Source organism: Candidatus Binatia bacterium, assembly GCA_029243485.1.
Taxonomy (GTDB): domain Bacteria; phylum Desulfobacterota; class Binatia; order UBA12015; family UBA12015; genus VGTG01.
Genome location: JAQWRY010000007.1, coordinates 49,658 through 71,284, shown reverse-complemented (window position 1 = coordinate 71,284; position 21,627 = coordinate 49,658). Strand labels below are relative to the sequence as shown.

16 protein-coding genes and 1 pseudogene are annotated in these 21,627 nt (G+C 67.2%); 1 reads left to right on the top strand and 16 read right to left on the bottom strand.

Features of this window, described 5'->3' with window-relative positions; translation table 11 throughout:
• Positions 1-3: 3 nt before the first annotated feature.
• From P8R42_04025 to P8R42_03955, 15 genes are all read right to left on the bottom strand, one after another.
• Positions 4-1,332, bottom strand: a complete 1,329-nt coding sequence (locus tag P8R42_04025; GenBank protein MDG2303817.1) for an N-acetylmuramoyl-L-alanine amidase — start codon at positions 1,330-1,332, stop codon at positions 4-6.
• A 26-nt stretch (positions 1,333-1,358) separates the two neighbouring features.
• Complete coding sequence (gene mutS / locus P8R42_04020; GenBank protein ID MDG2303816.1) at positions 1,359-3,929, bottom strand: DNA mismatch repair protein MutS; 2,571 nt, start codon at positions 3,927-3,929, stop codon at positions 1,359-1,361.
• A gap of 482 nt (positions 3,930-4,411) precedes the next feature.
• Positions 4,412-6,016, bottom strand: a complete 1,605-nt coding sequence (locus P8R42_04015; protein MDG2303815.1) for a VWA domain-containing protein — start codon at positions 6,014-6,016, stop codon at positions 4,412-4,414.
• Between the two features lie 12 nt (positions 6,017-6,028).
• The gene (locus P8R42_04010) at positions 6,029-7,426 is read right to left on the bottom strand and encodes a magnesium chelatase (protein ID MDG2303814.1); all 1,398 of its coding nucleotides are present in this window, start codon (positions 7,424-7,426) and stop codon (positions 6,029-6,031) included.
• Between the two features lie 88 nt (positions 7,427-7,514).
• Positions 7,515-7,970, bottom strand: coding sequence for an HIT domain-containing protein (locus tag P8R42_04005; protein MDG2303813.1), 456 nt, complete (start codon positions 7,968-7,970; stop codon positions 7,515-7,517).
• 34 nt (positions 7,971-8,004) lie between these two features.
• Positions 8,005-8,370 (bottom strand): integration host factor subunit beta, encoded by a 366-nt coding sequence (locus tag P8R42_04000; GenBank protein MDG2303812.1) that lies wholly within the window; start codon positions 8,368-8,370, stop codon positions 8,005-8,007.
• 28 nt (positions 8,371-8,398) lie between these two features.
• Positions 8,399-9,367: a signal peptide peptidase SppA gene (gene sppA, locus P8R42_03995; protein MDG2303811.1), complete on the bottom strand. Its 969-nt coding sequence runs from the start codon at positions 9,365-9,367 to the stop codon at positions 8,399-8,401.
• Positions 9,368-9,376: 9 nt separating this feature from the next.
• Positions 9,377-11,101: a 30S ribosomal protein S1 gene (locus P8R42_03990; protein ID MDG2303810.1), complete on the bottom strand. Its 1,725-nt coding sequence runs from the start codon at positions 11,099-11,101 to the stop codon at positions 9,377-9,379.
• A gap of 88 nt (positions 11,102-11,189) precedes the next feature.
• Positions 11,190-11,894: a (d)CMP kinase gene (cmk, locus tag P8R42_03985; protein ID MDG2303809.1), complete on the bottom strand. Its 705-nt coding sequence runs from the start codon at positions 11,892-11,894 to the stop codon at positions 11,190-11,192.
• Entirely contained in the window at positions 11,891-14,071 is a 2,181-nt protein-coding gene (aroA, locus tag P8R42_03980) for a 3-phosphoshikimate 1-carboxyvinyltransferase (protein ID MDG2303808.1), read from the bottom strand. The genes cmk and aroA overlap by 4 nt, the downstream gene beginning before the upstream one ends.
• On the bottom strand, positions 14,068-15,177 hold the full coding sequence (gene hisC / locus P8R42_03975; protein ID MDG2303807.1) for a histidinol-phosphate transaminase: 1,110 nt from the start codon (positions 15,175-15,177) through the stop codon (positions 14,068-14,070). Before hisC ends, aroA begins: the two co-directional genes overlap by 4 nt.
• 59 nt (positions 15,178-15,236) lie before the next feature.
• On the bottom strand, positions 15,237-16,370 hold the full coding sequence (gene pheA / locus P8R42_03970; GenBank protein ID MDG2303806.1) for a prephenate dehydratase: 1,134 nt from the start codon (positions 16,368-16,370) through the stop codon (positions 15,237-15,239).
• A 66-nt stretch (positions 16,371-16,436) separates the two neighbouring features.
• On the bottom strand, positions 16,437-17,384 hold the full coding sequence (gene miaA, locus P8R42_03965) for a tRNA (adenosine(37)-N6)-dimethylallyltransferase MiaA (GenBank protein MDG2303805.1): 948 nt from the start codon (positions 17,382-17,384) through the stop codon (positions 16,437-16,439).
• Positions 17,381-19,267 (bottom strand): DNA mismatch repair endonuclease MutL, encoded by a 1,887-nt coding sequence (gene mutL / locus P8R42_03960; GenBank protein ID MDG2303804.1) that lies wholly within the window; start codon positions 19,265-19,267, stop codon positions 17,381-17,383. The genes miaA and mutL overlap by 4 nt, the downstream gene beginning before the upstream one ends.
• Positions 19,264-20,694 (bottom strand): hypothetical protein, encoded by a 1,431-nt coding sequence (locus tag P8R42_03955; protein MDG2303803.1) that lies wholly within the window; start codon positions 20,692-20,694, stop codon positions 19,264-19,266. The genes mutL and P8R42_03955 overlap by 4 nt, the downstream gene beginning before the upstream one ends.
• A gap of 149 nt (positions 20,695-20,843) precedes the next feature.
• Between P8R42_03955 and rfaE2 the strand changes: the two are divergent.
• Positions 20,844-21,296: pseudogene (rfaE2, locus tag P8R42_03950) on the top strand (D-glycero-beta-D-manno-heptose 1-phosphate adenylyltransferase).
• Here rfaE2 and rpmB read toward each other — a convergent pair.
• Positions 21,293-21,529 (bottom strand): 50S ribosomal protein L28, encoded by a 237-nt coding sequence (rpmB, locus tag P8R42_03945; protein ID MDG2303802.1) that lies wholly within the window; start codon positions 21,527-21,529, stop codon positions 21,293-21,295. The pseudogene rfaE2 and the gene rpmB overlap by 4 nt on opposite strands.
• Positions 21,530-21,627 lie beyond the last annotated feature (98 nt).

Genomic DNA, 21,627 nt, shown 5'->3' with positions numbered 1-21,627 from the left:
TCCTCAGAGATTGGCGCTGGCATCCGCCGAACTCAGGAACTGCCGGATGCCACGTGTAATCCCCTCGGCCAGATCTCGCTGGTACTTCTTGGACGCCACCCGCTGGCCCTCGGTCGGGTGCGTCAGAAATCCCACCTCGACGAGAACACACGGCATGTAGGCTCCGACAAGCACGTAAAAGGGGCCCCTTTTCACCCCGAGATCCGCAACGCTTCTCCACCTGCCACCAAGGTAGCTGACCAGCCCGCCCTGCACAGCCTCGGCAAGGGCGATCGACTCATCCTCTTTCCCCGTTTGTAGGAGGTCGCTCAGGATGTAGGCGAGGTCGCTTTCGTCCCGGGCCGCACCGGTCGCCGCCAAGCCGTTCTCGAGAGCGGCCAGACGGATCGTGGCCTGATCGTCCGAGTTGTTCAGGGTGTACGTCTCGATGCCGACGGCCGATGCACTCTCGCTCGCATTCGCATGAATCGAAACGAACAGGTCCGCGCCCTGTGCGTTCGCGATTGCCGTGCGCTGCCCCAGGCTCACCGTGTCGTCCGTCGACCGGGTCAGGACGACGTTGGTGTGCGGGTCCGATTCGAGGCGTTGTGCGACGAGCTTCGCGATCGCGAGCGTAACTCCCTTCTCCTGGTCTCCGGTGATACCACGTGCTCCGGGGTCCTTCCCGCCGTGCCCCGGGTCGATGACGATCGTGTACTTCGGCGCCGACACCGTCGGTGAGGGCGACGGAGACGGCCGCGGCGACGGCGTGGGACGTGCGGCCGGTACCGGCGTCGGCGGCGGCGTCGGGCGGGGAGAGGGGCTCGGCGACGGTTCCGGGGTACGGTTACGGGGCGTCGCTCGCGGCGCGCGCGTGGGCGCCGCGGCGCGCGGTGGCGGCTGAGGTGCCGGCTTCGCACCCGCACCCCCGCGAGGCGGCACGAGCTTCAGAATCAAGCGGGCCGGGCGGTCCGCGGTCGTCACATGGAAGAGCGCAGGCTCGGCCAGGTCGACGACGATCCGAGTCGTATCCTCGTTAAACTGGCCGATTCGAATTCGACGGACGAGTCGGTCGTTCACCGGAATCGGCTCGCGCGTGATCGCACTGCCGAGCTGCGCCGGCTTCAGATCGACGTACGCTCGTGCCGGCAGGCCCGACTCCGGCGCGGCGCCGGCGGTGTGCGTGCTGTAATCGACCTTTCCCTTCACGACCACGATCACACGCGCACCCGTGTCGGAAACCTCCCATTCCACACGCTCGATGATCGCCCGATGCGTCGACTGCGCTCTCCCGCTTGCCGGCGCGAAGATCAACGCGAGCGTCAGGATCGACGCCAACACGGGGCGCGCCACCGCGACCACTTCCCCGGCCCCCGCCCTCATGAGCGGCGGGCCCGATCGCGAAGCTCACCGAGACGCGTGAGGGCTTCGAGCGGCGTCATCGAGTCGACCTCGAGCGAGGCGAGCTCTCGCTTGAGCGCCGCCATCGGATCATTGAAGAGGTCTAGCTGCGCGGTAGGTTTTTCGGCCTCTCCGAACGCACCCTGGGGCTCTGGCCCCTTGCCGTCCTCGAGCTGGGCGAGGAGATCCCGCGCCCGGCCGACGACCTCATCCGGCACTCCGGCAAGCCTCGCGACCGCGATCCCGTAGCTCCGGCTCGCCGGGCCTTCCACCACCTTGCGCAAGAAGAGCACGTCGTCCTTCCACTCGCGTACCGAAACCGAGTGGTTCCGAACACGCGGCATCGATTTAGAGAGCGCCGTCAGCTCGTGGAAGTGCGTTGCGAAGAGCGTCTTCACGCGCGCTCCCGGCGCGGGCTCCACCTCATGGAGGTACTCGGCCACGGCCCAGGCGATCGCGATCCCGTCGTACGTGCTGGTGCCGCGCCCGATCTCGTCGAGCACGACGAGCGTGCGCGGCGTGAGGTTCGCGAGGATCGCCGACGTCTCCTTCATCTCCACCATGAACGTCGAGTCGCCCGCGACGAGATCATCCGCGGCGCCGACGCGGGTCCAGATCCGGTCGGTCAGAGGGACTTCGGCCTTCGCGGCGGGCACGAAGCTTCCCGCATGGGCAAGCAGTACGATCAACGCCACCTGGCGCAGATACGTGCTCTTGCCCGCCATGTTCGGTCCGGTGAGCAGCACCAGCTGCTCCTCACTACCGTCGAGGTTCACGTCGTTGGCGACGAACGAGCCCTTCGCTGAGGTCTGTTCGACGACCGGGTGACGCCCGTCGCGCACCCGGATCGCATCGCCCTTGTGCAGCTTCGGGCGAACATAGCCTTGATCGTGCGCGGTCGCGGCGAGGCCGCAGAGTCCATCGAGGTCGGCGAGCGCGTCAGCCAGTTCCGTGAGGCCCGCCTGGCGTCCTTGTACCTGGGCCAGGACTTCCTCGAAGAGCGCGACCTCGCGCTCGATGGACCGGCTCTCCGCGGTGGCGAGCTGGTCTTCGAGTTCCTTGAGTTCCGGGCTGCTGTACCGCTCGCCCGACGCCATCGATTGCCGGCGAATGAAGTGCTCCGGCACGAGCTTCAAGTTCGGTTTCGTGACGTCGAAGAAGTATCCGAGCACCCGGTGGTACTTGATCTTGAGCGATGAGATTCCCGTCGCTTCCCGCTCCCGCGCCTCCAACTCGGCGATGAGCGTCTGCGCGTCGGACAGGAGGCTCCGGAGCCGATCGACCTCTTCGTCCGCTCCGGCGCGAATCACACCGCCCTCGGACGCGTGCATCGGCGGGGCCTCCTCGATGTGCGTGGTGATCGCAGCGGCCAAACCGACCGGCGGGGTCGCTCGTTCCCGAATCCGGCCGAGGAGCGGCGGGTTCCCCTCATCTCCGAGGATTCCTCCGACGTCGTCGACCAGCGCGAGCGCGCGACCAAGGCGCGCCACTTCGCGCGGCCCCGCTCGGCGTACCCCGAACCGGGCCACGAGGCGCTCGAGATCGCCGATCGCTCGCAGGCCGGTCGCGATATCCTCCCGAAGCCCCGGGGAGTCCACCAGATGCTCGACCCCATCGAGCCGGTCGCCGATCCTGTCGAGGTCGAGCAGCGGATACAGCAACCACTCGCGCAGCCGGCGCGCGCCCATTGCGGTGCGGGTTCGGTCGACGGCCCACCAAAGAGAACCGTGGCGGGTCCCGTCGGCCCCCTCCAGCACGGCGAGGTTCCGTCGCGACCGTTCGTCGAGCATCAGGTGCTCGCCCACCTCATAGAAGACCGGTTCCCGAAGGTGATCGAGGCCGCCACGAACCGTGTCGTTCACGTAGCCGAGTGCGAGACGGAGAGCTCCGGTGGCAGCTGGGGACGACGCTCCGGCATCCGAGCCGGTCGAGAGACGTTCGATGGCGGCGTCGACCGCCGCACCGTCATCGCGCGCGGCCCACTGGGTCGGAGTTCCGCCGGCACCGGCGGCCACGGCATGCAGTTTTTCGTCGTCCGGGGGGAGAACCGTCTCCCTCGGACCGATCCGCGCCAGCTCTTCGATGGCCGCGCGTTCCGAGGGCGCGACGCAGCACCGCAGCTGCCCCGTGGTGACCTCGATGCAGGCGATCGCAATCGCATCCTCCGCGCGGACGAGCGCCGCGAGAAAGCCGGGTTCACTCGGTCGGAGCCCCTCGTCTTCGTCGAGGAGCGTGCCCGGAGTGATCACGCGGACCAGGCCCCGCTCGACCAGCCCGGGCGAGGTCGCCGGGTCGCTCAACTGGTCGCAGATGGCGACCTTCAGCCCGTGGCCGAGGAGCCTACCGACGTAGCCCTGAGCCGCATGATACGGCAGCCCACACATCGGGATCGGGTTCGGAGCATCCTTGTTTCGCGAGGTCAGGGTCAGGTCGAGCAACGGTGCGGCCCGCTCGGCGTCCTCGAAGAACATCTCGTAGAAGTCGCCCATACGAAAGAACAGCACGGCATCGCCTGCCTGCTCCTTCACGCGCAGATACTGCGCGAGCATCGGGGTCAGCTTGGGGCCTCCCCGCTTTCCTTCCGAAGTGACCTCCGCCGCCACGACACCACACCCAACCACACTCTCCCGCGGCCCTCATGGACGCGGAATCGGCCCCGCGGGAAAACCGGACGGACACGACGGCGGCGGAGGGCCCGGGGGACAGACGATGCGTCTCGCATGCCCCGCGAATAACCGTTCCGCCGGACCGCGAAATACCACGCCCGGCTGTACCGATGGGAAGACATTGCACGTCGGCAGGATAATCCGCAAACAATCATAGGTGCCGGGGCGGTATCTCAGATGCTGTCGACAGTAGTCGAATTGCCCGTGTTCCAGGGAATCGAAGATCGCCACCTCCCCCTCACAGAGAAACGGGGGGTAGAACTGCTCCAAATCCAGGTCCTGGGCAGCCGCCCGAGTCCCGAGGCTCGCGAGCGCGATGGCCGCCAGAAGCAGCATACCGGCGATCCGACCGGAGGCGCCGAGCATCAAACTTTCTTCTTCTTGCGAGCCAGGTAGTCGACCAGGAGGTATTCGCCCAGGCGGTCCGGCCGGCTGTAGAGAGCCCGACCCTTGTTGATCCGCGTCATCTGCTCGACGAAGGCGCGCAAGCCAAGCGAATCGTCCAGCATGAAGGTGTTGATCGTAATTCCGCGCTTGGTAACCCGCTCGACTTCGCGCAGCGTCTCCTGGGCCGCGCGCCGGGACACCCCGCCGAACGAGAGCGGCCACTCACAGTGGAGCCGACCGTCGGCGAAATACGCCGTGGGCTGCCCGTCGGTCACGACGATCAGTTGCTGGTTGCGACTCGGGTGACGACGGAGGAGATCGCTCCCCATCCGGAGTGCGTCCTGCAGATTTGTGAAGGGATCACCCATGTTCCAAGAGGCTTCGGGAAGGTCCTGCGGCCGCAGTTCGACCGCCCGGGTGTAGAAACCGACGATCCCGAAGAAGTCGCGCGGGTAGCGCGTGCGGATGAGGCTCTCGAGCGCGAGGGCTACCTTCTTCGCGGCGGCGAAACGTCCCTCCCAGCTCATCGACCAGCTCATGTCGAGCAACAGCACGGTCGACGCAGTGCTGTGCTGGCGTGACTCGTGGACCTCGAAGTCCCGGGGTTCCACTCCCAGCGTGGCGCCCGGCTGCCGCCGCACGGCGTTCATCAGGGTCGGAACGAGCGCGAGGTCGAGCGGCTCGCCCGGCTCGTGCGGCCGCACGCCCTCGGGCATCTCCTCGGCCGCGCCGACCCTCCGGATCTCGTGCGCTCCCGGCCGGTCGCGCAGCAGTGCCTGGTAGATGTCCTGCAGTGCCAACTGCCCGATGCGACGGATGCCTTTGGCCGAGAGTTCGAGTCGTCCCTCGCGTTGAATGAGGAACCCCGCCTCGACCAGCATCGACATCGCCTGCTTTAGCGCACCCAAGTCTTCGGCCGCCTGCGGGCCGAGCAGGTCACCAAGCTGGCTTGGATCTATCCCCTCGAGGTCGCCCCGCATGAGCGCGCTCTGCATCGCCATGAGCGCGGCCAACTCCGCTGCGAGATCAAGGGCCTGCTCGAAGTCGAGGGACTCGTCCCCTTTGAGCCGGTCGCCCCATTGCTCCTTCAGATCTTCGACCTTGCGAATGTCGTCGATCTTGTCGAGCAGCTCCTTGAAATCGCGCTCCGCGCCGCCGTCCTCGAAGGCATAGTTCTGCGCAATCCGCGCGATCGCCTCGGAGAGCTTCGCGGGCAAATCACCGAGAAACGCCTTCTTCTCGCGCATCTCGGCGACCGCGTCGCCGGGCCCCTCGCGCTCTGTCAGCGTGTCACGCTCGCGTCGGAGGATATCCTCCAGTTGCCCCTGCGGCTCGTCGAGCGCGTGGTCGACGTTGACCGACTCCTGGCGCTTCTGGAGCTGATCGCGAAGCTCTTGGAGAAGCTCGTCCAGGCCCATGAGCTGCCCATCGGCGAGCTCCATCCCCTGGCGCATCATCCACTCGAGCGCCTGGCGAACATCGTCGGTTCCCGACAGAGCCTCGGCGAACTGCTCGAAGACCTTCTCGGGATCGAGGCGAATCCGCTGAGAACCGTCCCACGAAGTGTAGCGAAGGCGCAGCATGACAAGCGGCCTCTAGGCCCGGTACGTCACCCTGCCCCCGGAGACCTCTCGATTGAGCTTCTGATGCAGGTGCAGGCCCTCCAGGATGAACTCGGTCGCCGAGGCCATGAGCGCCGGCGACTCGAACGAGCCGAGCTCGCCGATCGCGTCCCGGAGGCCCGGGATCGCGCCGATACCTTCGAGATACTCCAAAGCAGGCATCTGATCCGAGACCTCGACGCCGCCGCCGCCCTCGAAGTACCCGATCACCGCCTGAAGCTTCGCGGGAGCAAACGTCTCGTCGAAGACGACCAGCACTGCGCGGTTCACCAGACGCTCGAACGCCTCCAGCTCGGACCGCTCCTCGCCGGTGTACTCGAACTCGAGCTTCCCGAGCATCGAGGTCGAGACCGCGTGAAGATCCGAGACTCGCGGGACGATCTCCTGCTCCCCCAGCACGACCGCACGCCGCTCCGCGTTCGCGATCAGGGTCTCGTAGTTGTTCAGGGTCGCGCGTACGCTGACGCCGCTGCTCTGGTTGATGTCTCCTGCGGCGCGGGCCTCGAACGTAAGCCCCGCGACGATGCTCTTCATGAAGTCCGGAATGCGTACCGGACAACCGTCTCGATCGGCCGAGGGCACTTCCTGTTCGACGATCGCGATCTCGGTCGCGATGTCCTTTGGATAGTGCGTGCGGACCTGCGCGTCGAAGCGATCCTTCAGCGGTGTGATGATGCGCCCGCGGCTCGTGTAGTCCTCCGGATTCGCACTCGCGACGATCACGATATCCACGGGAAGTCGCACCTTGAAGCCCCGGATCTGGATGTCGCGTTCTTCCATGAGATTGAACAAGCCGACCTGGATCTTCTCCATTAGATCGGGCAGCTCGTTGATCGCGAAGATCCCGCGATGCGACCTCGGGACGAGCCCGAAGTGGATCGTGTCTTCATCTGCGAGATAGCGACCTTCTGCGACCTTGATCGGATCGATCTCGCCGATGAGGTCGGCCATCGAGACGTCCGGGGTCGCGAGCTTTTCGCCGTAGCGCTCCTCGCGGCCGATCCAGACGACGCCCAGCGCATTCCCTTCGGCATCGCGCCGCGCGGTGCATCGGCGACAGATGGGCGCCAGCGGGTCGCAATGGATCTCGCAGCCTTCGACGGCCGGAACCGACTCGTCGAGCAAACCGACCAGCCCGCGAATCAACCGCGACTTCGCCTGGCCACGTTCACCGAGGAGGATGATGTGATGCCCCGAGAGGATTGCGTTCTGCACCTCGGGAATCACGGTGTCGTCGTACCCGAGAATCGACGGAAGAATCGATCGGCCGTCGATCAATGCGGCCTTCAGGTTCCGCCGCAGTTCCGCGCGGACCGTTGTCGGCTCGTAGCCAGAAGCTCGCAACTCTCCAAGGGTCGTAGGTTTCGCCATCAGCACCTCCCCCCGCGCCATCGGCGCGGAAGCGCATTATGGGAGCAACCGGCTAGGCCGGGCAACCCGGAGCAACCGCCCGGCGGGCTCAAGCGAAGTGCGGCGCGAGTTGGTCGTAGCAAGCGAGGAGATGCTGCGGCATCACCTTGGTCTCCGCCACGACCGGCATGAAGTTCGTATCGCCGTTCCACCGCGGCACGATGTGCCAGTGGAGATGCGAGTCGACCCCCGCCCCGGCCACCTTCCCGAGGTTCAGCCCGATGTTCATCCCGTCACAGGCGAGCGCCGTGCGAACGATTCCGGCAGTCCGGCGCAACATCTCCATCACGTGGGCGTACGTTTCGGGGTCCAGGACGCCGAGCTCCGCCGTGTGTTCCCGGGGAGCGACCATCAGATGGCCGTTGTTGTACGGGTAGCGATTCATCATGACGACGCACCGGTCGTCGGTCGCGAGGATCAGATTTTCGCGGTCGTCACCGGCCCCGGGGAGATCGCAGAAGAAGCAGGCGTCCGGCGCCGGCTTCTCCCCGACGACGTAGCTCATACGCCACGGCGCCCAGAGTACGCTCTCGGACAGCTTAGCTTTCCTCGCCGGGTGCGCCGACCGCAGTCGCCTCGCCGAGGGCGACGTTCGTCTCGGCGATCTCGTCGCCGACGTCGCCGGGCTTCTTGTCGACGCGCAACTTGAGCTCCTTGCCAGCTTTGAAGAACGGCACCCGCTTCGCCGACACAGACACGGCCTCGCCCGTCTTCGGGTTGAGCCCTTCACGCGCATTCCGCCGCTTCACGATGAAACTACCGAAGCCCCGAATCTCGATCCGCTCCCCACGGGTGAGAGCTTCCGAGAGAGTTTTGAACACAGCGTTGACCAGAGTCTCGACGTCCCGCCTCGGCAGGAGCGGCCGCGCGTTGGCCACAGTCTCGATGAGTTCGCGCTTGGTCATGTTCGTCCTCCGATCTGGCGGTAGTGCATCAGCGAAGCCCTTCGGTCACGACGGGCAAGCGCCACAGAAACTGCGGGGTACGTTCGTCCCCGGAAGTCCCGGCAAGAGTCGCGAGGGAATCGGCGAAGTGGCTGAGGGCCGAACCACCGGCGCTCACGCCGGATTCGTCCGAGAACAAAGCCCGCATCCACCAGGGCCCGCGCCGGGGGGAGACCTTCTCGACGACGGGCTCACCCTCGATCCCGGCCCTCGCCGCGGCAATCGCAACGGCCTCATGGAGCCCACCGAGCTCGTCGACGAGGCCCAGCCCCTGCGCCTGCTCTCCCGTAAACGTTCGCCCGGTCGACACGCGACGCATCGCCTCAGGCGTCATCCCGCGACCGACCGCAACGGCGTCGATAAACTGCGTGTGAACCTCGTCGGCCATCGTCTGAAAGATGGCCCGCTCGGGAGCCGACAAGCTCCGGAACGGGGACCCCATGTCCTTCTGCGTCCCGGCGGTCACGATCTCGGCTCGCACCCCGACTTTGTCCATCAAGCCCTCGAGGTTGGTGAGCTGCATGATCACACCAATCGAGCCCGTAAGCGTCCCCGGGTTGGCCACCACCACGTCTGCGGCACACGCGACGTAGTACCCGCCCGATGCCGCCACGGAGCCCAAAGAGGCAATCACCGGCTTCTCTTCGCGCAAACGAAGAACCGCGTCATACATTTCCTGCGACGGCGCAACCGCGCCACCGGGCGACTCGATACGAACGACGACCGCGCCGACCGAGCTGTCCTTCTGAAGGTCGGACAAAGTCTCGACGAAGGCATCCGACCGGCTGATCTCACCGCGCAGAGGAACCAGAGCGACGTGCAAGTCGCCCGTCCGCAAGAGCGAGCCCCCGGGGCTTCCCGGCAACAACGTCACGACGAACGCAACGAACGCGAACACGCCGGCGAAGGCCAGAAAGAAACGAAACGCTCGCCCGGCGGGGTGACGGGGCTTGGCCACCCTCGCCACCTACCCCTCGGTCTTGTTCTTCTCGCCGACCGCGACGCGTTGCAGATCGGTGCCGACGACGTCCTCGAGCGAGAACCGGCCGGCCTTCCCTTCACGACTGAGGTACGCGTCCATCTCGGCCCGCTCCTCGGAGCGCCGAAGTGCCCGCACAGACAAGCCGATCTTCTTCTCGCGCGGATCGAGGTTCGTGATCTCTGCCTCGATCTCTTCGCCCACGTGGAAGTGATCACCCGGGCGATCGACACGCTCGGCCGAGATCTGCGAGACGTGAACCAGTCCCTCGATCCCTTCTTCGAGCTGCACGAACACACCGAAGTCGGTGACACTCGTGATCGGTCCCTTGATGCGGCTACCGACCGGGAAGCGCTCTGCGAGGTTCGCCCACGGATCGTTGGCGAGCTGCTTCACACCAAGAGAGATGCGCTCGTTGTCGACATCGACACCGAGCACGACCGCCTCGATCTCGTCACCCTTCTTGTAGGCCTCGGAGGGATGCTTGATCTTCTTGGTCCAGTGAAGGTCCGAAATGTGGACCAACCCGTCGATGCCATCCTCGACGCCGACGAAGATGCCGAAGTCGGTGATGCTCTTCACGATGCCCTTGATGTGGCTGTCGATCGGATGGTTCGACCGCACCATCTCCCAAGGGTTCGGCTCGACCTGCTTCAGGCCCAGCGAGATGCGACGGTTGGTCGGGTCGACGTCGAGGACCTGAACCTCGACCTCGGCGCCTACGTCGAGAAGCTTCGACGGGTGCGTGACCCGCTTCGTCCAAGACATCTCCGAGACGTGAATGAGGCCCTCGACACCCTTCTCGAGTTCCACGAACGCGCCGTAATCGGTGATGCTGACGACCTTGCCGTTGATGCGCTTGCCCGTCGGGTAGCGCTCTTCCGCGGTGGTCCACGGGTCAGGCAGGATCTGCTTCATGCCGAGCGAGACACGCTCGCGTTCGGCGTCGTACTTCAGCACGACGACCTTCAGCTGATCACCAACGTTGATGACTTCCGACGGATGCGAGATGCGCCCCCACGACATGTCCGTGATGTGCAGCAAGCCGTCGATGCCACCGAGGTCGACGAACGCGCCGTAGTCGGTGATGTTCTTTACGGAGCCTTCGAGGATGATGCCCTCTTCGAGGACACGAAGAGTCTCTTCCTTGAGAGCGGAGCGCTCCTTCTCGAGCACGGCGCGGCGCGAAACGACGACGTTGCCGCGCGACCGGTTGAACTTCAGGATCGCGAAGCGACCCTTCTGCCCGATGAAGCGATCGAGGTTGCGGGTCGGACGAAGGTCGGCGTGCGAGCCCGGCAGGAATGCCGAAACACCGATGTCTACCTTGAGACCGCCCTTCACCTTGCCCACGATGAGTCCCTCTATGGGAACGGCGTCGTTGAAGGCCTGCTCGATGTCGCTCCAGACCTTTACTTGCTCGGCCTTGGTGCGCGATAGCGTGACACTGCCGCTCTCGCCTTCGCTCGACTCGAAGAAGACGTCGATGTCGTCTCCGACCTCGGCGTGTACCGTTCCCTCGCGGTCGCGGAACTCGGCGACGGGGATATGCCCCTCCGACTTGTACCCAATGTCGACGGTGACGAAGCCATTGGCGATCTGAACGATCTGCCCTTGGACTACTTCTCCCGGCTTAACCAGCTTGAGGCTTTGCTCAAAGAGCTGGCTAAAGTCCTCCTCAACGGACGACTCTTCGTCGTTCTCACTCATCATGCAGCGAATTCCTCCTAGGGGGGGGTGGGCGCACGTCGGCCAGGCGGCCGACAGCGTCACCTGGGCTTACTCTTGCGTGCCCGTTTTTTCAAGAGCCTTCCCGCGACCTTACGACTTCGATCATCCGCTCGACAACTTCGTCGGCGGTCAGAGGCCCGGAGTCGACCTCCACGGCGCCCTCCGGACAGCGCAGCGGAGCGACATCCCGGCCGGCATCCCGGGCGTCTCGCTCCTCGATCTCGCGCTGCGTAGCGGCCAAATCGACCTCCGCGCCGCGGGCCGCGAGCTCGTCCGCACGGCGCTTCGCACGACAAGCAAGGTCGGCGGTGAGGTAGAACTTCACCTCGGCATCAGGGAAAACCACCGTCCCCACATCCCGACCCTCGGCCACCACGCCGCCCTCCTCGGCCAAGCGGCGCTGGAGATCCAGCAGGCCCGTCCTGACGGCAGGAACCGCGGAAACCCTAGATGCCGCCTGACTGATTTCCGGAGTCCGGATCTCGGTCGTGATCTCTCGCCCCCCCAGGAAGACCCGGGTTCCCGCGTCTGCGAAGCGGATCTCGAGGGATCGCGTCAGGGCGCCGAGGCGCTCTGCGTCGCCGCAAGCCGGTCCATCGTCAGTGAGTGCCAGGGCGAGCTCGGGCTCGTCGAGGACGCGAAGAGCCACCGTCCGGTACAGGGCCCCCGTGTCGAGGTAGGTGAAGCCCAACCGCTCGGCCAGGGCCCGGCTGACCGTGCTCTTCCCGGCCCCCGCGGGGCCGTCGATCGTCACCACCGGTTTTTTTCGCCTCATGATTCGCTTTCTTGCAATCGCCGCAGGGTCCGAAGAAATCCCGGATCGGAAACGGCCATTATGTCGGCCTGCCGGATCCGGACCGGCCCGCGGGCGACCAGGCCGGCGACGGCGAAGGCCATCGCGATCCGGTGATCCCGGTGGGTCTCGACCTCGCCCCCACCGATGCCGGATCCCCCGTGGACCACCAGGCCGTCGGCGGCCTCCTGGACCTGGACTCCGAGCCGGCTCAGCCCCTGCGTCATTGCTGCGATTCGGTCGCTTTCCTTCACGCGAAGCTCGGCGCCGTCCGCAAAGCGCGTAGATCCCTCGGCGACTGCCGCAGCCACGGCCAACGCCGGGAACTCGTCGATGGCGCGCAGCATGGTCTCCCCGGAAACCTCGGTGGCGCGCAGGGGGGCAGCCTCGACTACGAGGTCCGCGACGGGCTCTTCGCCCACGGGATCTCGCTCGATCACATCGATCCGGGCGCCCATCGACAGGAGGACGTCGAGCGCGCCCGTCCGGGTCGGGTTCATCGAGACTCCCCGCAGCTCCAGTCGAGAACCCCGCACGATCGAGCCGGCAACCAGCCAGAACGCCGCGGCACTCGGATCCGCCGGGATGGCGACCTTCGCGGCCGTGAGCCGTGCGGGGCCCGACACGCAGACCGTCCGCGCGTCCGGACGGCGGACCGACACGCCAAAGACTGGCAGGAGCCGCTCGGTGTGATCGCGCGATGCCCCGGGCTCGGCGACGATAGTCTCGCCGTCCGCCTGCAGACCGGCGAGCAAGAGCGCCGTCTTCACCTGCGCGCTCGCGACGGGCAGCTCAAAACGTCCGGGGCGCAGGCTCCCTCCGCGAACCGTGATCGGCGCCCGGCGATTGGTCCCGGCGAACTCGGCTCCCAGCGCGGCGAGCGGTTCGATCACCCGGTCCATCGGCCGTTTGCGCAACGACTCGTCGCCGTCGAGCGTCGCCTCGAACGGGCGCCCAGCGAGGACGCCGCACATCATCCGGATCGTCGTGCCCGAGTTCCCACAGGACAGCGGCGCGGTCGGCGCCTGCAGGCCCTCGAAGCCGCGCCCGTCGATCCAGACGCGGTCGCCCTCTCGACAGCTCTCGACGCCGAGGGACGCGAGAACCTCGCGCGTGGATGCGTTGTCTTCCCCCGAGGACAAACCAGAGATCTGCGTGATGCCTTCGGCCACCGCTCCGAGAATCAACGCACGATGCCCGATCGACTTGTCGCCGGGGAGATCCACCCGCCCCCGGAGCGGTCCCGCCGCGAGCACCACCTCGGCGTCGTCCGGCGCGGGCGCGGGCGCGGGCGCCGCCTCGGCCTGCAGCGAGGTCCGCAGATCCGCGGCTTCGCGAAGAAACGCCTCGATCTGCTGGTCGTCTCGCTTCTCGATCGCAGCGGCGAGGTCGTCGACGCGGCCACGGAAGAGGTCGATCTGCGCCAACACGGAATCCGCATTGGCGACCAGAATGTCCCGCCACATCTCCGGCGAAGCGCCTGCGATCCGGGTCATGTCCCGCAGCGAAGGTCCCGCGAAGCGCAGCGGGTCGATCTCCCCGCCCCGCATCGCCGCCACGGCCCGCGCGAGAGCCCAAGCGGCGACGTGCGGCAGATGGCTGGTGAGCGCCAGAACGCGGTCGTGATCGTCCGGGGACATCTCGTCGACGTCCATGCCGGCGGCGATCCACAGCGCGCGCACCTCGGCGAGCGCCTCGGGATCCGTGCTCTCGATGGGCGTCAGCACGCAGCGCGCCCCGGAGAAGAGATCGGCCAGCGCAGCGCCGGCGCCCGAGGTCTCCATCCCGGCGATCGGGTGACTTCCGACGAACCGCGCGCGGCCCGCCAGAGCAGCCGTACAGTCTTCGACGACACTCGCCTTCGAACTCCCGACGTCGGTGACGATGGCACCGTCCGCCAGATGCGGCGCAACCGCGGCAGCCGAGGAGGCCAACATCCCGATGGGCGTGGCGAGGACGACGAGGTCGGCGCCGGCGAGGACATCCGGCGTCACGCCCGCCCGATCGACGCAGCCACGCTTCAGCGCGACATCGAGGTTCGCCTGCGTTCGTCCGAGCGCAACCACCTCACCCGCCAAACCCTCGCGCTTTGCCACGAGCCCAAGCGACCCCCCGAGGAGTCCGACCCCGACGATCCCCAGGCGTCGTACCCGCTTCACCGATCCGCCTCCGAACCGGATGGGGACTGTACGAGACTCGCGACGCCCGCGTCGCTCCGCCCGAGTAGCGCCGCGAGCGCTTGGGCGAAGACGGTGTTCTCCTCGGGCATACCGATGCTCACGCGTACGTGACCCGGGAAACCGTATCCCCCGACGGGGCGCACGATCACGCCGGCCCGCAGAAGCGCCTCGAACGCGTTCCCCGCATCCCCGATCTCGACGAGAACGAAGTTGCCGTGGCTCGGCACGAAGCCGATTCCGAGGGCCCGACAGACACGCTCGAGGAAGCGCATGCCGTCCCGGTTCATCTCGCGACACGCCCGAACATGCTCCACGTCGTCGAGCGCGGCGAGAGCGCCCGCCTGGGCCAGATGGTTCACGTTGAACGGGTCCCGGATACGATCGACGAGGTCGACCAACCACTCTGGGCCCACCCCGTAGCCCACGCGCAGGCCCGCGAGGCCGTAGATCTTCGAGAACGTACGCAGCGCCACGAGTCCCGGATGACGATCCGGTTGCGCGATCGCGTCGGGGTACTCGGGGTCGAGGACGTACTCGGCGTAGGCATTGTCGCAGACCACTACGACGTTGTCCGGAACGCGGGCGATGAACTTCTCCCAGGCTGCGCGCCGGAACATCGTACCCGTCGGATTGTTCGGGTTTGCGAGGAACACGACACGGGTATCGGGTCCGATCGCGTCAGCCATGGCCTCGAGGTCGTGGCCGAAGTCGGTGGTCGGCACGGAGACGCGCGTCGCTCCATTGGCCTGCGTCGCGAGCGGGTAGACGATGAATGCGCCGTCCGACATGACGGCTTCGTCGCCGGGCTTCAGCAGAACACGGCCGAGAAGAGTCAAGATCTCGTTCGAACCGTTGCCGAGCAGGATCCGCTTCGGCGTGACGCCGAAACGCCGAGCCAATTCGGCCCGCAGATCCGTCCCGTCCCCATCCGGGTACCGGTTGAGTTCCGAGAGAGCGCGCTGCATCGCCTCGGTCGCGCGGGGCGATGGCCCCAGCGGATTCTCGTTCGATGCGAGCTTGATGACGCGCGCGAGCCCGAACTCCCGCTCGATCTCGGCGGCAGGCTTCCCGGGCACGTACGGCATCAGGTTGCGAAGATAGGCCGCAACACGGGCCGCCGGATCGGCCGTCTCGGCGTCGGAACTCACTTCGCCACCGCGGCCGGGTACGAGCCCAGCACTTTGAACCAGACGCAGTTCTTCTTCATCGCGTTCATCGCCCGGCGAACCTTCGGATTCGCGAGCTCACCACCGAAGTCGACGAAGAAAAGGTAGTCCCAGATCCGGCCCCGCATCGGACGGGACTCGATCTTGAGGAGATCGATCCCCTGCCCCGCGAGCGGCTTCAGGCTGTCGTACAGCATGCCGGGCTCGTTCTTCACCGAGAAGATCACGGAAACCTTGTCACTCATCGTCGGCGGGGTCGCGGACTCGGGTGCGATCACGAGGAAGCGGGTGACGTTGTGGGGCACGTCCTGGATGCCGCCCGCGAGAACCCGCAGCCCGTAGACCCGCGCCGCGTCCTGGCCGGCGATCGCACCCGTCGTCGGGCTCTTCGCCGCGGCCGCGGCCGCCTCCGCGTTGCTCGCCACTTCCTGCGTCGGAATGCCGGGCATGTGTCCCGCAAGCCATTCGCGACACTGACTCAGCGATTGCGGATGCGAGACGATCTTCTTGATCCGGCCGCGGCCCGGCCCCTTGGCCAGCAAGGAGTGTCGGATCAGAAGCTGGCGTTCCGCAACGATCTGAAGCGGACTCTGGACGAACGCGTCGAGCGTCGGACCCACCATTCCGGCAGTCGAGTTCTCGATGGGAACGACCCCGAAGGTGGCCTGTCCCCGCTCGACGACCCGGAAGACCTCAGGGATCGACGCAACCGGGAGAAGATCGGCCGCAGATCCGAACTGCTCGATCGCGGCGCGCTCCGAGAAGGTTCCCGCGGGGCCGAGGTACGCGACCGAGATCGCGGTCTGAAGGGCGCGCGACGCAGACAGGATCTCGCGGAAGATCGCCTCGAGCGCGTCCGCCTTGACGGGGCTCCCTGCGCGCTCGTTCAGCCGGTGGAGGCGTCGGAGCTGCGACCGCTCTCTCTCGGGCTGGAAGACGACGCCCCCGTCGCGCTTCTTCGCCGCCTGGACCTGCTCGACGACCTGGTACCGCTCACCCAGCTGCGCGACGATCTCGTCGTCGATCTCGTCGATCCGCACCCGGAGCTTGTCGAGTGCGGTTCGCGCGCGAGTCTTCGGCGCCGGTGGGCGCGACTTCTTCTTCGTACTCACGCTCCTCGATGCCCCGCGTTCCGTCGCGATGGTTTGCCTAACACAATGGGCGAACCTCGACCAAGCTCACGGTCCACGTTCCAGGAATCGAGCCGCGCGGTCGGTGACCGTACCGGAGCTCTCCGATCCATCCAGCCACTCGGCGCCCTCGAGCCGACGAAACCAGGTTCGCTGCCGTTTCGCGTAGCGGCGGGTGTCGATCCGGATCCGTTCGATCGCGGCGGGAACCTCCATCTCGCCCCGGAGCACGGCCTGTGCCTCCCGGTAGCCAATAGCCTGCAGCGGCTGCAGGCGGCCGTCGAAACCGGCCTCCAGAATCCCCCGCGTCTCTTCGAGCAGCCCGTCCTTCCACATCTTATCCGTCCGGAGCACGATTCGGTCGTCCAGGGCCGCGGACTCCGGCGAGAGGACCAGGACGAGGACCTCGTACGGACGGTCGGCGAAGGCATGATCCCGCTGCCACTCCGACAGGGGGCGGCCTGTCAAACGCGCGACCTCGAGAGCGCGGATGATCCGAACCGCATCGCGGGGAGCGATCCGCTTGGCCGCCGCAGGATCGACGACGGAGAGCTCTCGGTGGAGGGCCTCCAGCCCGCGTTCGGCTCGCTCGCAAGCGAGCTCGGCGCGCATGTCCGGATCGGCGGGCGGCGCCGGGCAAAGTCCCTCGGTAAGCGCGCGAAGGTACAGACCACTTCCGCCGCACAGCACGACGGCCTGCCCACGGCCGAGAGTATCCTCGATCGCGGCCCGACCCAGGTCCTGGAAGCGGGCGACGTCGAACGGCTCGTCGGGCTCCACGACGTCGACGAGATGGTGCGGCACGTCAGCACGCAGCTCAGCCGACGGCTTGGCGGTACCGATGTCGAGGCGCCGGAAGACCTGCCGGGAGTCGACCGAAACCACCTCTCCGTTCGACGCACGCGCGACCTCGGCCGCGAGATCGGTCTTGCCGGCCGCCGTGGGACCGACGACGGCGACCACGCGGGGGCGCGCTTCGCCCGAAGCCTGAATCACGTGCGGCCGACCCGCCGCTCGATCTCGTTTCGATCGAGCTGAATCAGCAACGGCCGACCGTGCGGGCACGTCGAGGCGAACGGGATCGTGTCGAGCTCGGCGACGAGCTTCTTCATCTCTTCCGCCGACAGCGGGTCGCCGACCCGGACGGCGCCGTGACAGGCCACGCGCGCAAGGAGCGCATCTCGCGCCGAAGCCAGCCGATCGCTCACACCAACCTCGGCCAGATCGGCCGCAAGCTGCTCGAGCAACTCGCGCGCATCAGTCGTCACGTCGAGCGCCGCCGGGATCGCGCGCACGATGAGCGCCTTGTCCCCGAACTCTTCGACTTCGAAGCCCGCACGGGCGAGATCCGCCTTCGCGTCGATCAATCGCACCCGTTCGACCGAGCCCAACTCGACGACGGCCGGGACCAGAAGACGCTGGCTCGCCGCCTCTTCCGGTGCGGCGGCGCGCAGCCGCTCGAACCGGACCCGCTCGTGGGCCGCATGCTGATCGATCAGAACGAGGCCCTCGCCATAGGCGCACACGACGTAGCCGTTCAGTGCCTGGCCGAGCACGCGCAGAGCGGCGAAGGGCTCGGGCGGGGCCCCATCCGCACGCGGCGTCGACTCGACCACCGGCAGCAGCGAGCCGCTCTCACGCGGACGGATCGGCGCGGTGCTGCGGACCGGTTCGCGATGGGCAGGCGAGATCCGTGGCGAGAAGCGCTCTCGAGCACTCCCCGCGTTGCCACCGCCGCCCGCGTCGCTACGAATCACGTACCGCTGAAGAGCCTCCGAGACCCGACCAGGTGCCGTCGTCGGTGTCGTCGCCCCGTCGGATTCCACCCCTCCTGTTCCCTCCACCGCCTCGGCGGCCCGTAATCCGGGACCCGCGAGCGCGGCGCGCACCGCGCGAAGCGTCACACCGAAGACCGCATCGGAGTCGGCGAATCGAACCTCGGTCTTGGTCGGATGCACGTTCACGTCGACCATCTCGCCGGGCACCTCGAGGAACAACACCGCCGACGGATAGCGCCCCTGCGGCAGCAAGGCGCGATAGGCGTCGAGGATCGCCCGCAGAAGCAGACGATCACGTACATGCCGGCCGCCAACGAAAGGCAGCACGTGGCGAGCCTGCGCGAACGAAGTCCCGGGCCGGGAGGCGAAACCGCGAACCGATATCCCGTCTTCGTCCCACGAGACCGGCACCATGTCGCGCGCGCGGTCCGCACCGAGCACCTGGCGGAGTCGCTCTTCGGGGCGGCGTACGGCGGGGTGACGCAGAAGCTGCCGGGTTCCGTGCACGCACTGAAAGCCGACATCCGGTCGGGCGAGCGCGATTCGCTGCAGCCACTCCACGATGTGCCCCTGCTCCGTCTGCGCCTTGCGCAGGAACTTGCGACGGGCGGGCACCGTCGCGAAGAGCTCCGTCACTTCGATCGACGTGCCCTCGGGGACCCCGGCCGGCTCGGCTTCCCGAACCGCGCCGCTCTCGACGACCAATCGCGTACCGACGTCCGAGCCCCGCTCCCGGGTGCGGATCTCGACCCGCGCGACAGACGCAATGCTCGCGAGCGCCTCCCCGCGAAACCCCAGCGTCGCGATGCCCGTGAGCTGGTCGATCGTCGACAGCTTGCTGGTCGCGTGCCGCAGGCAGGCGCGCTCGGCGTTCTCGGGAGACATTCCGAAGCCGTCGTCCTGCACGCGGATCCGATCGCGGCCGCCGGCCTCGAGCTCAACGCGGATGTCGGTCGCGCCGGCGTCGAGCGCATTCTCGACGAGCTCCTTCACAACCGACGCGGGCCGCTCGATCACCTCGCCGGCGGCGATCTGGTCGGCGACGAGCGGATCGAGGAGCTCGATCCGTTTCGGGGTCGGGGCCTGCGCTGCGGACGTCATAGAATCCACTTCTCCTGGCGGGCATCCAGCCAGCGCTTCAACTCCTCACCCTCCGCCTCGAACCCCGGCTTGCGCAATGCTCCGTACACGAGGCGACGGGTCGCTTCCACGGCGGGGCGGGCGTGCGGGTCGACATCATGGAGCGACGCGCACAGAAGCGCAGCACGCTCGAAGAGGCGGACGGCCTGCCCCAGCGCGTGCGGCGTCAGCGCGGGCAACTCGATCGTCACCGAGGGCCGTCCGGCGCGCGCGGTCGCCCACTCCACCGCCTGTCGTTCGGCCTCGACGAGATCCTCGAGACTGCGGCCACCGAGGTAGCCGATGTCCTCGACGTCGCCGTAGCTGTCCGGGATCTCGACACGGGGCCCCGCATCCGCAACGCGAACGAATGTGAGGACCTTGTCCGCCGGACCTTCGAGGTACATCTGAAGCTGCGTGTATTGGTCGACCGTGCCTCGAGCCACGACGGGCGTCGTTCCGACCGATACGTTGCTCGACTCCCCCTCGAGCTTTTTGCCCAGCGTCGTCGACCAGAACTGACGCCACCACTCCGAGAGCCCGCTCAACCGGTCCGAGTACCCGAACAAGACGCTCGTCTGGACGCCATGCAGGGTGGCGAGCAGGTAGTATGCCGCGGCCAGAAGTGCGGCCGGATTCTGCTGCGGCTCGGGAGCACGGCAGCGCTCCTCCATGTCCTGAACGCCGGCGAGAAAGCCCTCGACGTCGATCTCGAGCAGCTGCGCGCCAAGCAAGTGCGCGGGACTCGAGGCCGCTTGATGCCCGGCCACGCCGGAAGGGAAGTTCGTCGCGTGGAGGCCCTCGTCATTCACGATCTGCCGCAGCGGGCCGGCATCCGCATCGGTCGTGAGGAGGATATGGCGCGTGTACTCTACAGCCCCGAGATCGCTGAGGAGGCGGTCTCGCAGGACGAGAAACGCGGCCAGCGTCTCGACACTCTCGCCCGCACGCGTGATCACATGGAAGACGGACCGCCGCAGTTCGACCCGCTCGAGGACCGCACGCATCGAGCCCGGGTCGGCGCCGTCCACGAACAGCATCCCTACGCGCCCCGCGCCCCCGCGATCGACGCCGTCGATCAGAGCATCCCCGAGCACGCGGTTTCCGAGGGCCGAGCCCTCCCCCGCGACGATCACGAACCAATCGATCTCGCCGCGAAGCTCTTCGGCGCGCGCGATGGTCTTCGCGAGATCCTCTTTGCGGGCCGCCAGCTCGAGGAACGGGCGCCGTCCCTCGTCGCGCTCGGTCTCGAGGCGCGCGATCGATTCGCGAAGCCGATCGGCTACCGATTCGAACTCTGCGGGCGAGAGCCCCGCCTGTGCCCCGATTGCCGCGTCCGTCGCGCCATTCGCATCCACACGAACGGGCGGCTCCGCGCGCCCCTTCTTCCGCCGACCGCCGCTCGCCATGGTCGCCTAGCCCTATCACCCGCCGGCGCGCCGTCACAATGTGCACGGCCCCGTTGCACTTTTCCGCCGGGACTCTAGTCTGCTGCCCCGTGAGCAAAGCGACGGCCTACCTGCGGAAGATCGCACCCTTGTCGACGGTGCGCAGCCGCGTTCGCCGCGCCCGGCGTGAAGGGCAGACCGTGGTCTTCACGAACGGCTGTTTTGACCTCCTGCACCCGGGCCACGTGCGCTACCTGGCCGGAGCACGCGCCCGAGGCGACCTTCTGGTGGTCGCGGTGAACAGCGACCGCTCGGTCCGCAAGCTCAAGGGCCCCGGACGACCTGTCCAGAACGAGGCCGCGCGCGCCGAAGTGATGGCCGCACTGGCCGCCGTGGACCACGTGCTGGTCTTCGATGCGCCCACGCCGATCGACGTAATCAACGCGCTGCAGCCCGACGTGCTGGCCAAGGGCGCCGATTGGGCCGCAGACGAGATTGTCGGAGCGGACGAGGTCCGGTCCTGGGGGGGCAAAGTCGCGCGAATCACGCTCGTGCCGGGAGAGTCCACGACCCGCCTGGTCAAGCGCTCAGCAGCCCCGCAGGGGCGCCGCCAGGCCCCCTAGGCGGGGGTGACGGGAGCGGTACGAATCGACTCCGGCCGCGAGCCGCTGACCTTCACGACCTTACCAGATCGCAGGCAGCGGGTGCAGACGAGGATTCGTCGAATGGTCCCCGAAAGGTTGGCTCGCACCGTTTGCAGGTTCGGCTTCCAAGTACGTCGGGTCTTGTTGTTCGCGTGACTGACGTTGTTTCCGACCGAACGTCGTTTTCCGCAGATGTCGCAATCGCGTGCCATGGGATCCATTCCTCCACCCGAGACGATTCACGCCTCGGGGATCGAGAGAGGTGGCCTAACGGTCACCGCAACGGTTGTAAAGATCCAGGCCCGGATCG

Coding starts and splice junctions, on each gene's coding strand:
- mutS (MDG2303816.1), bottom strand. CDS start 3,929: ATGCTCGCGCAGTATCTGCGCGTGAAGGAGCAGGCAGGCGATGCCGTG.
- P8R42_04015 (MDG2303815.1), bottom strand. CDS start 6,016: ATGCTGCGCCTTCGCTACACTTCGTGGGACGGTTCTCAGCGGATTCGC.
- P8R42_04010 (MDG2303814.1), bottom strand. CDS start 7,426: ATGGCGAAACCTACGACCCTTGGAGAGTTGCGAGCTTCTGGCTACGAG.
- P8R42_04005 (MDG2303813.1), bottom strand. CDS start 7,970: ATGAGCTACGTCGTCGGGGAGAAGCCGGCGCCGGACGCCTGCTTCTTC.
- P8R42_04000 (MDG2303812.1), bottom strand. CDS start 8,370: ATGACCAAGCGCGAACTCATCGAGACTGTGGCCAACGCGCGGCCGCTC.
- P8R42_03990 (MDG2303810.1), bottom strand. CDS start 11,101: ATGATGAGTGAGAACGACGAAGAGTCGTCCGTTGAGGAGGACTTTAGC.
- cmk (MDG2303809.1), bottom strand. CDS start 11,894: ATGAGGCGAAAAAAACCGGTGGTGACGATCGACGGCCCCGCGGGGGCC.
- hisC (MDG2303807.1), bottom strand. CDS start 15,177: ATGCCGTACGTGCCCGGGAAGCCTGCCGCCGAGATCGAGCGGGAGTTC.
- mutL (MDG2303804.1), bottom strand. CDS start 19,267: ATGACGTCCGCAGCGCAGGCCCCGACCCCGAAACGGATCGAGCTCCTC.
- P8R42_03955 (MDG2303803.1), bottom strand. CDS start 20,694: ATGGCGAGCGGCGGTCGGCGGAAGAAGGGGCGCGCGGAGCCGCCCGTT.
- rpmB (MDG2303802.1), bottom strand. CDS start 21,529: ATGGCACGCGATTGCGACATCTGCGGAAAACGACGTTCGGTCGGAAAC.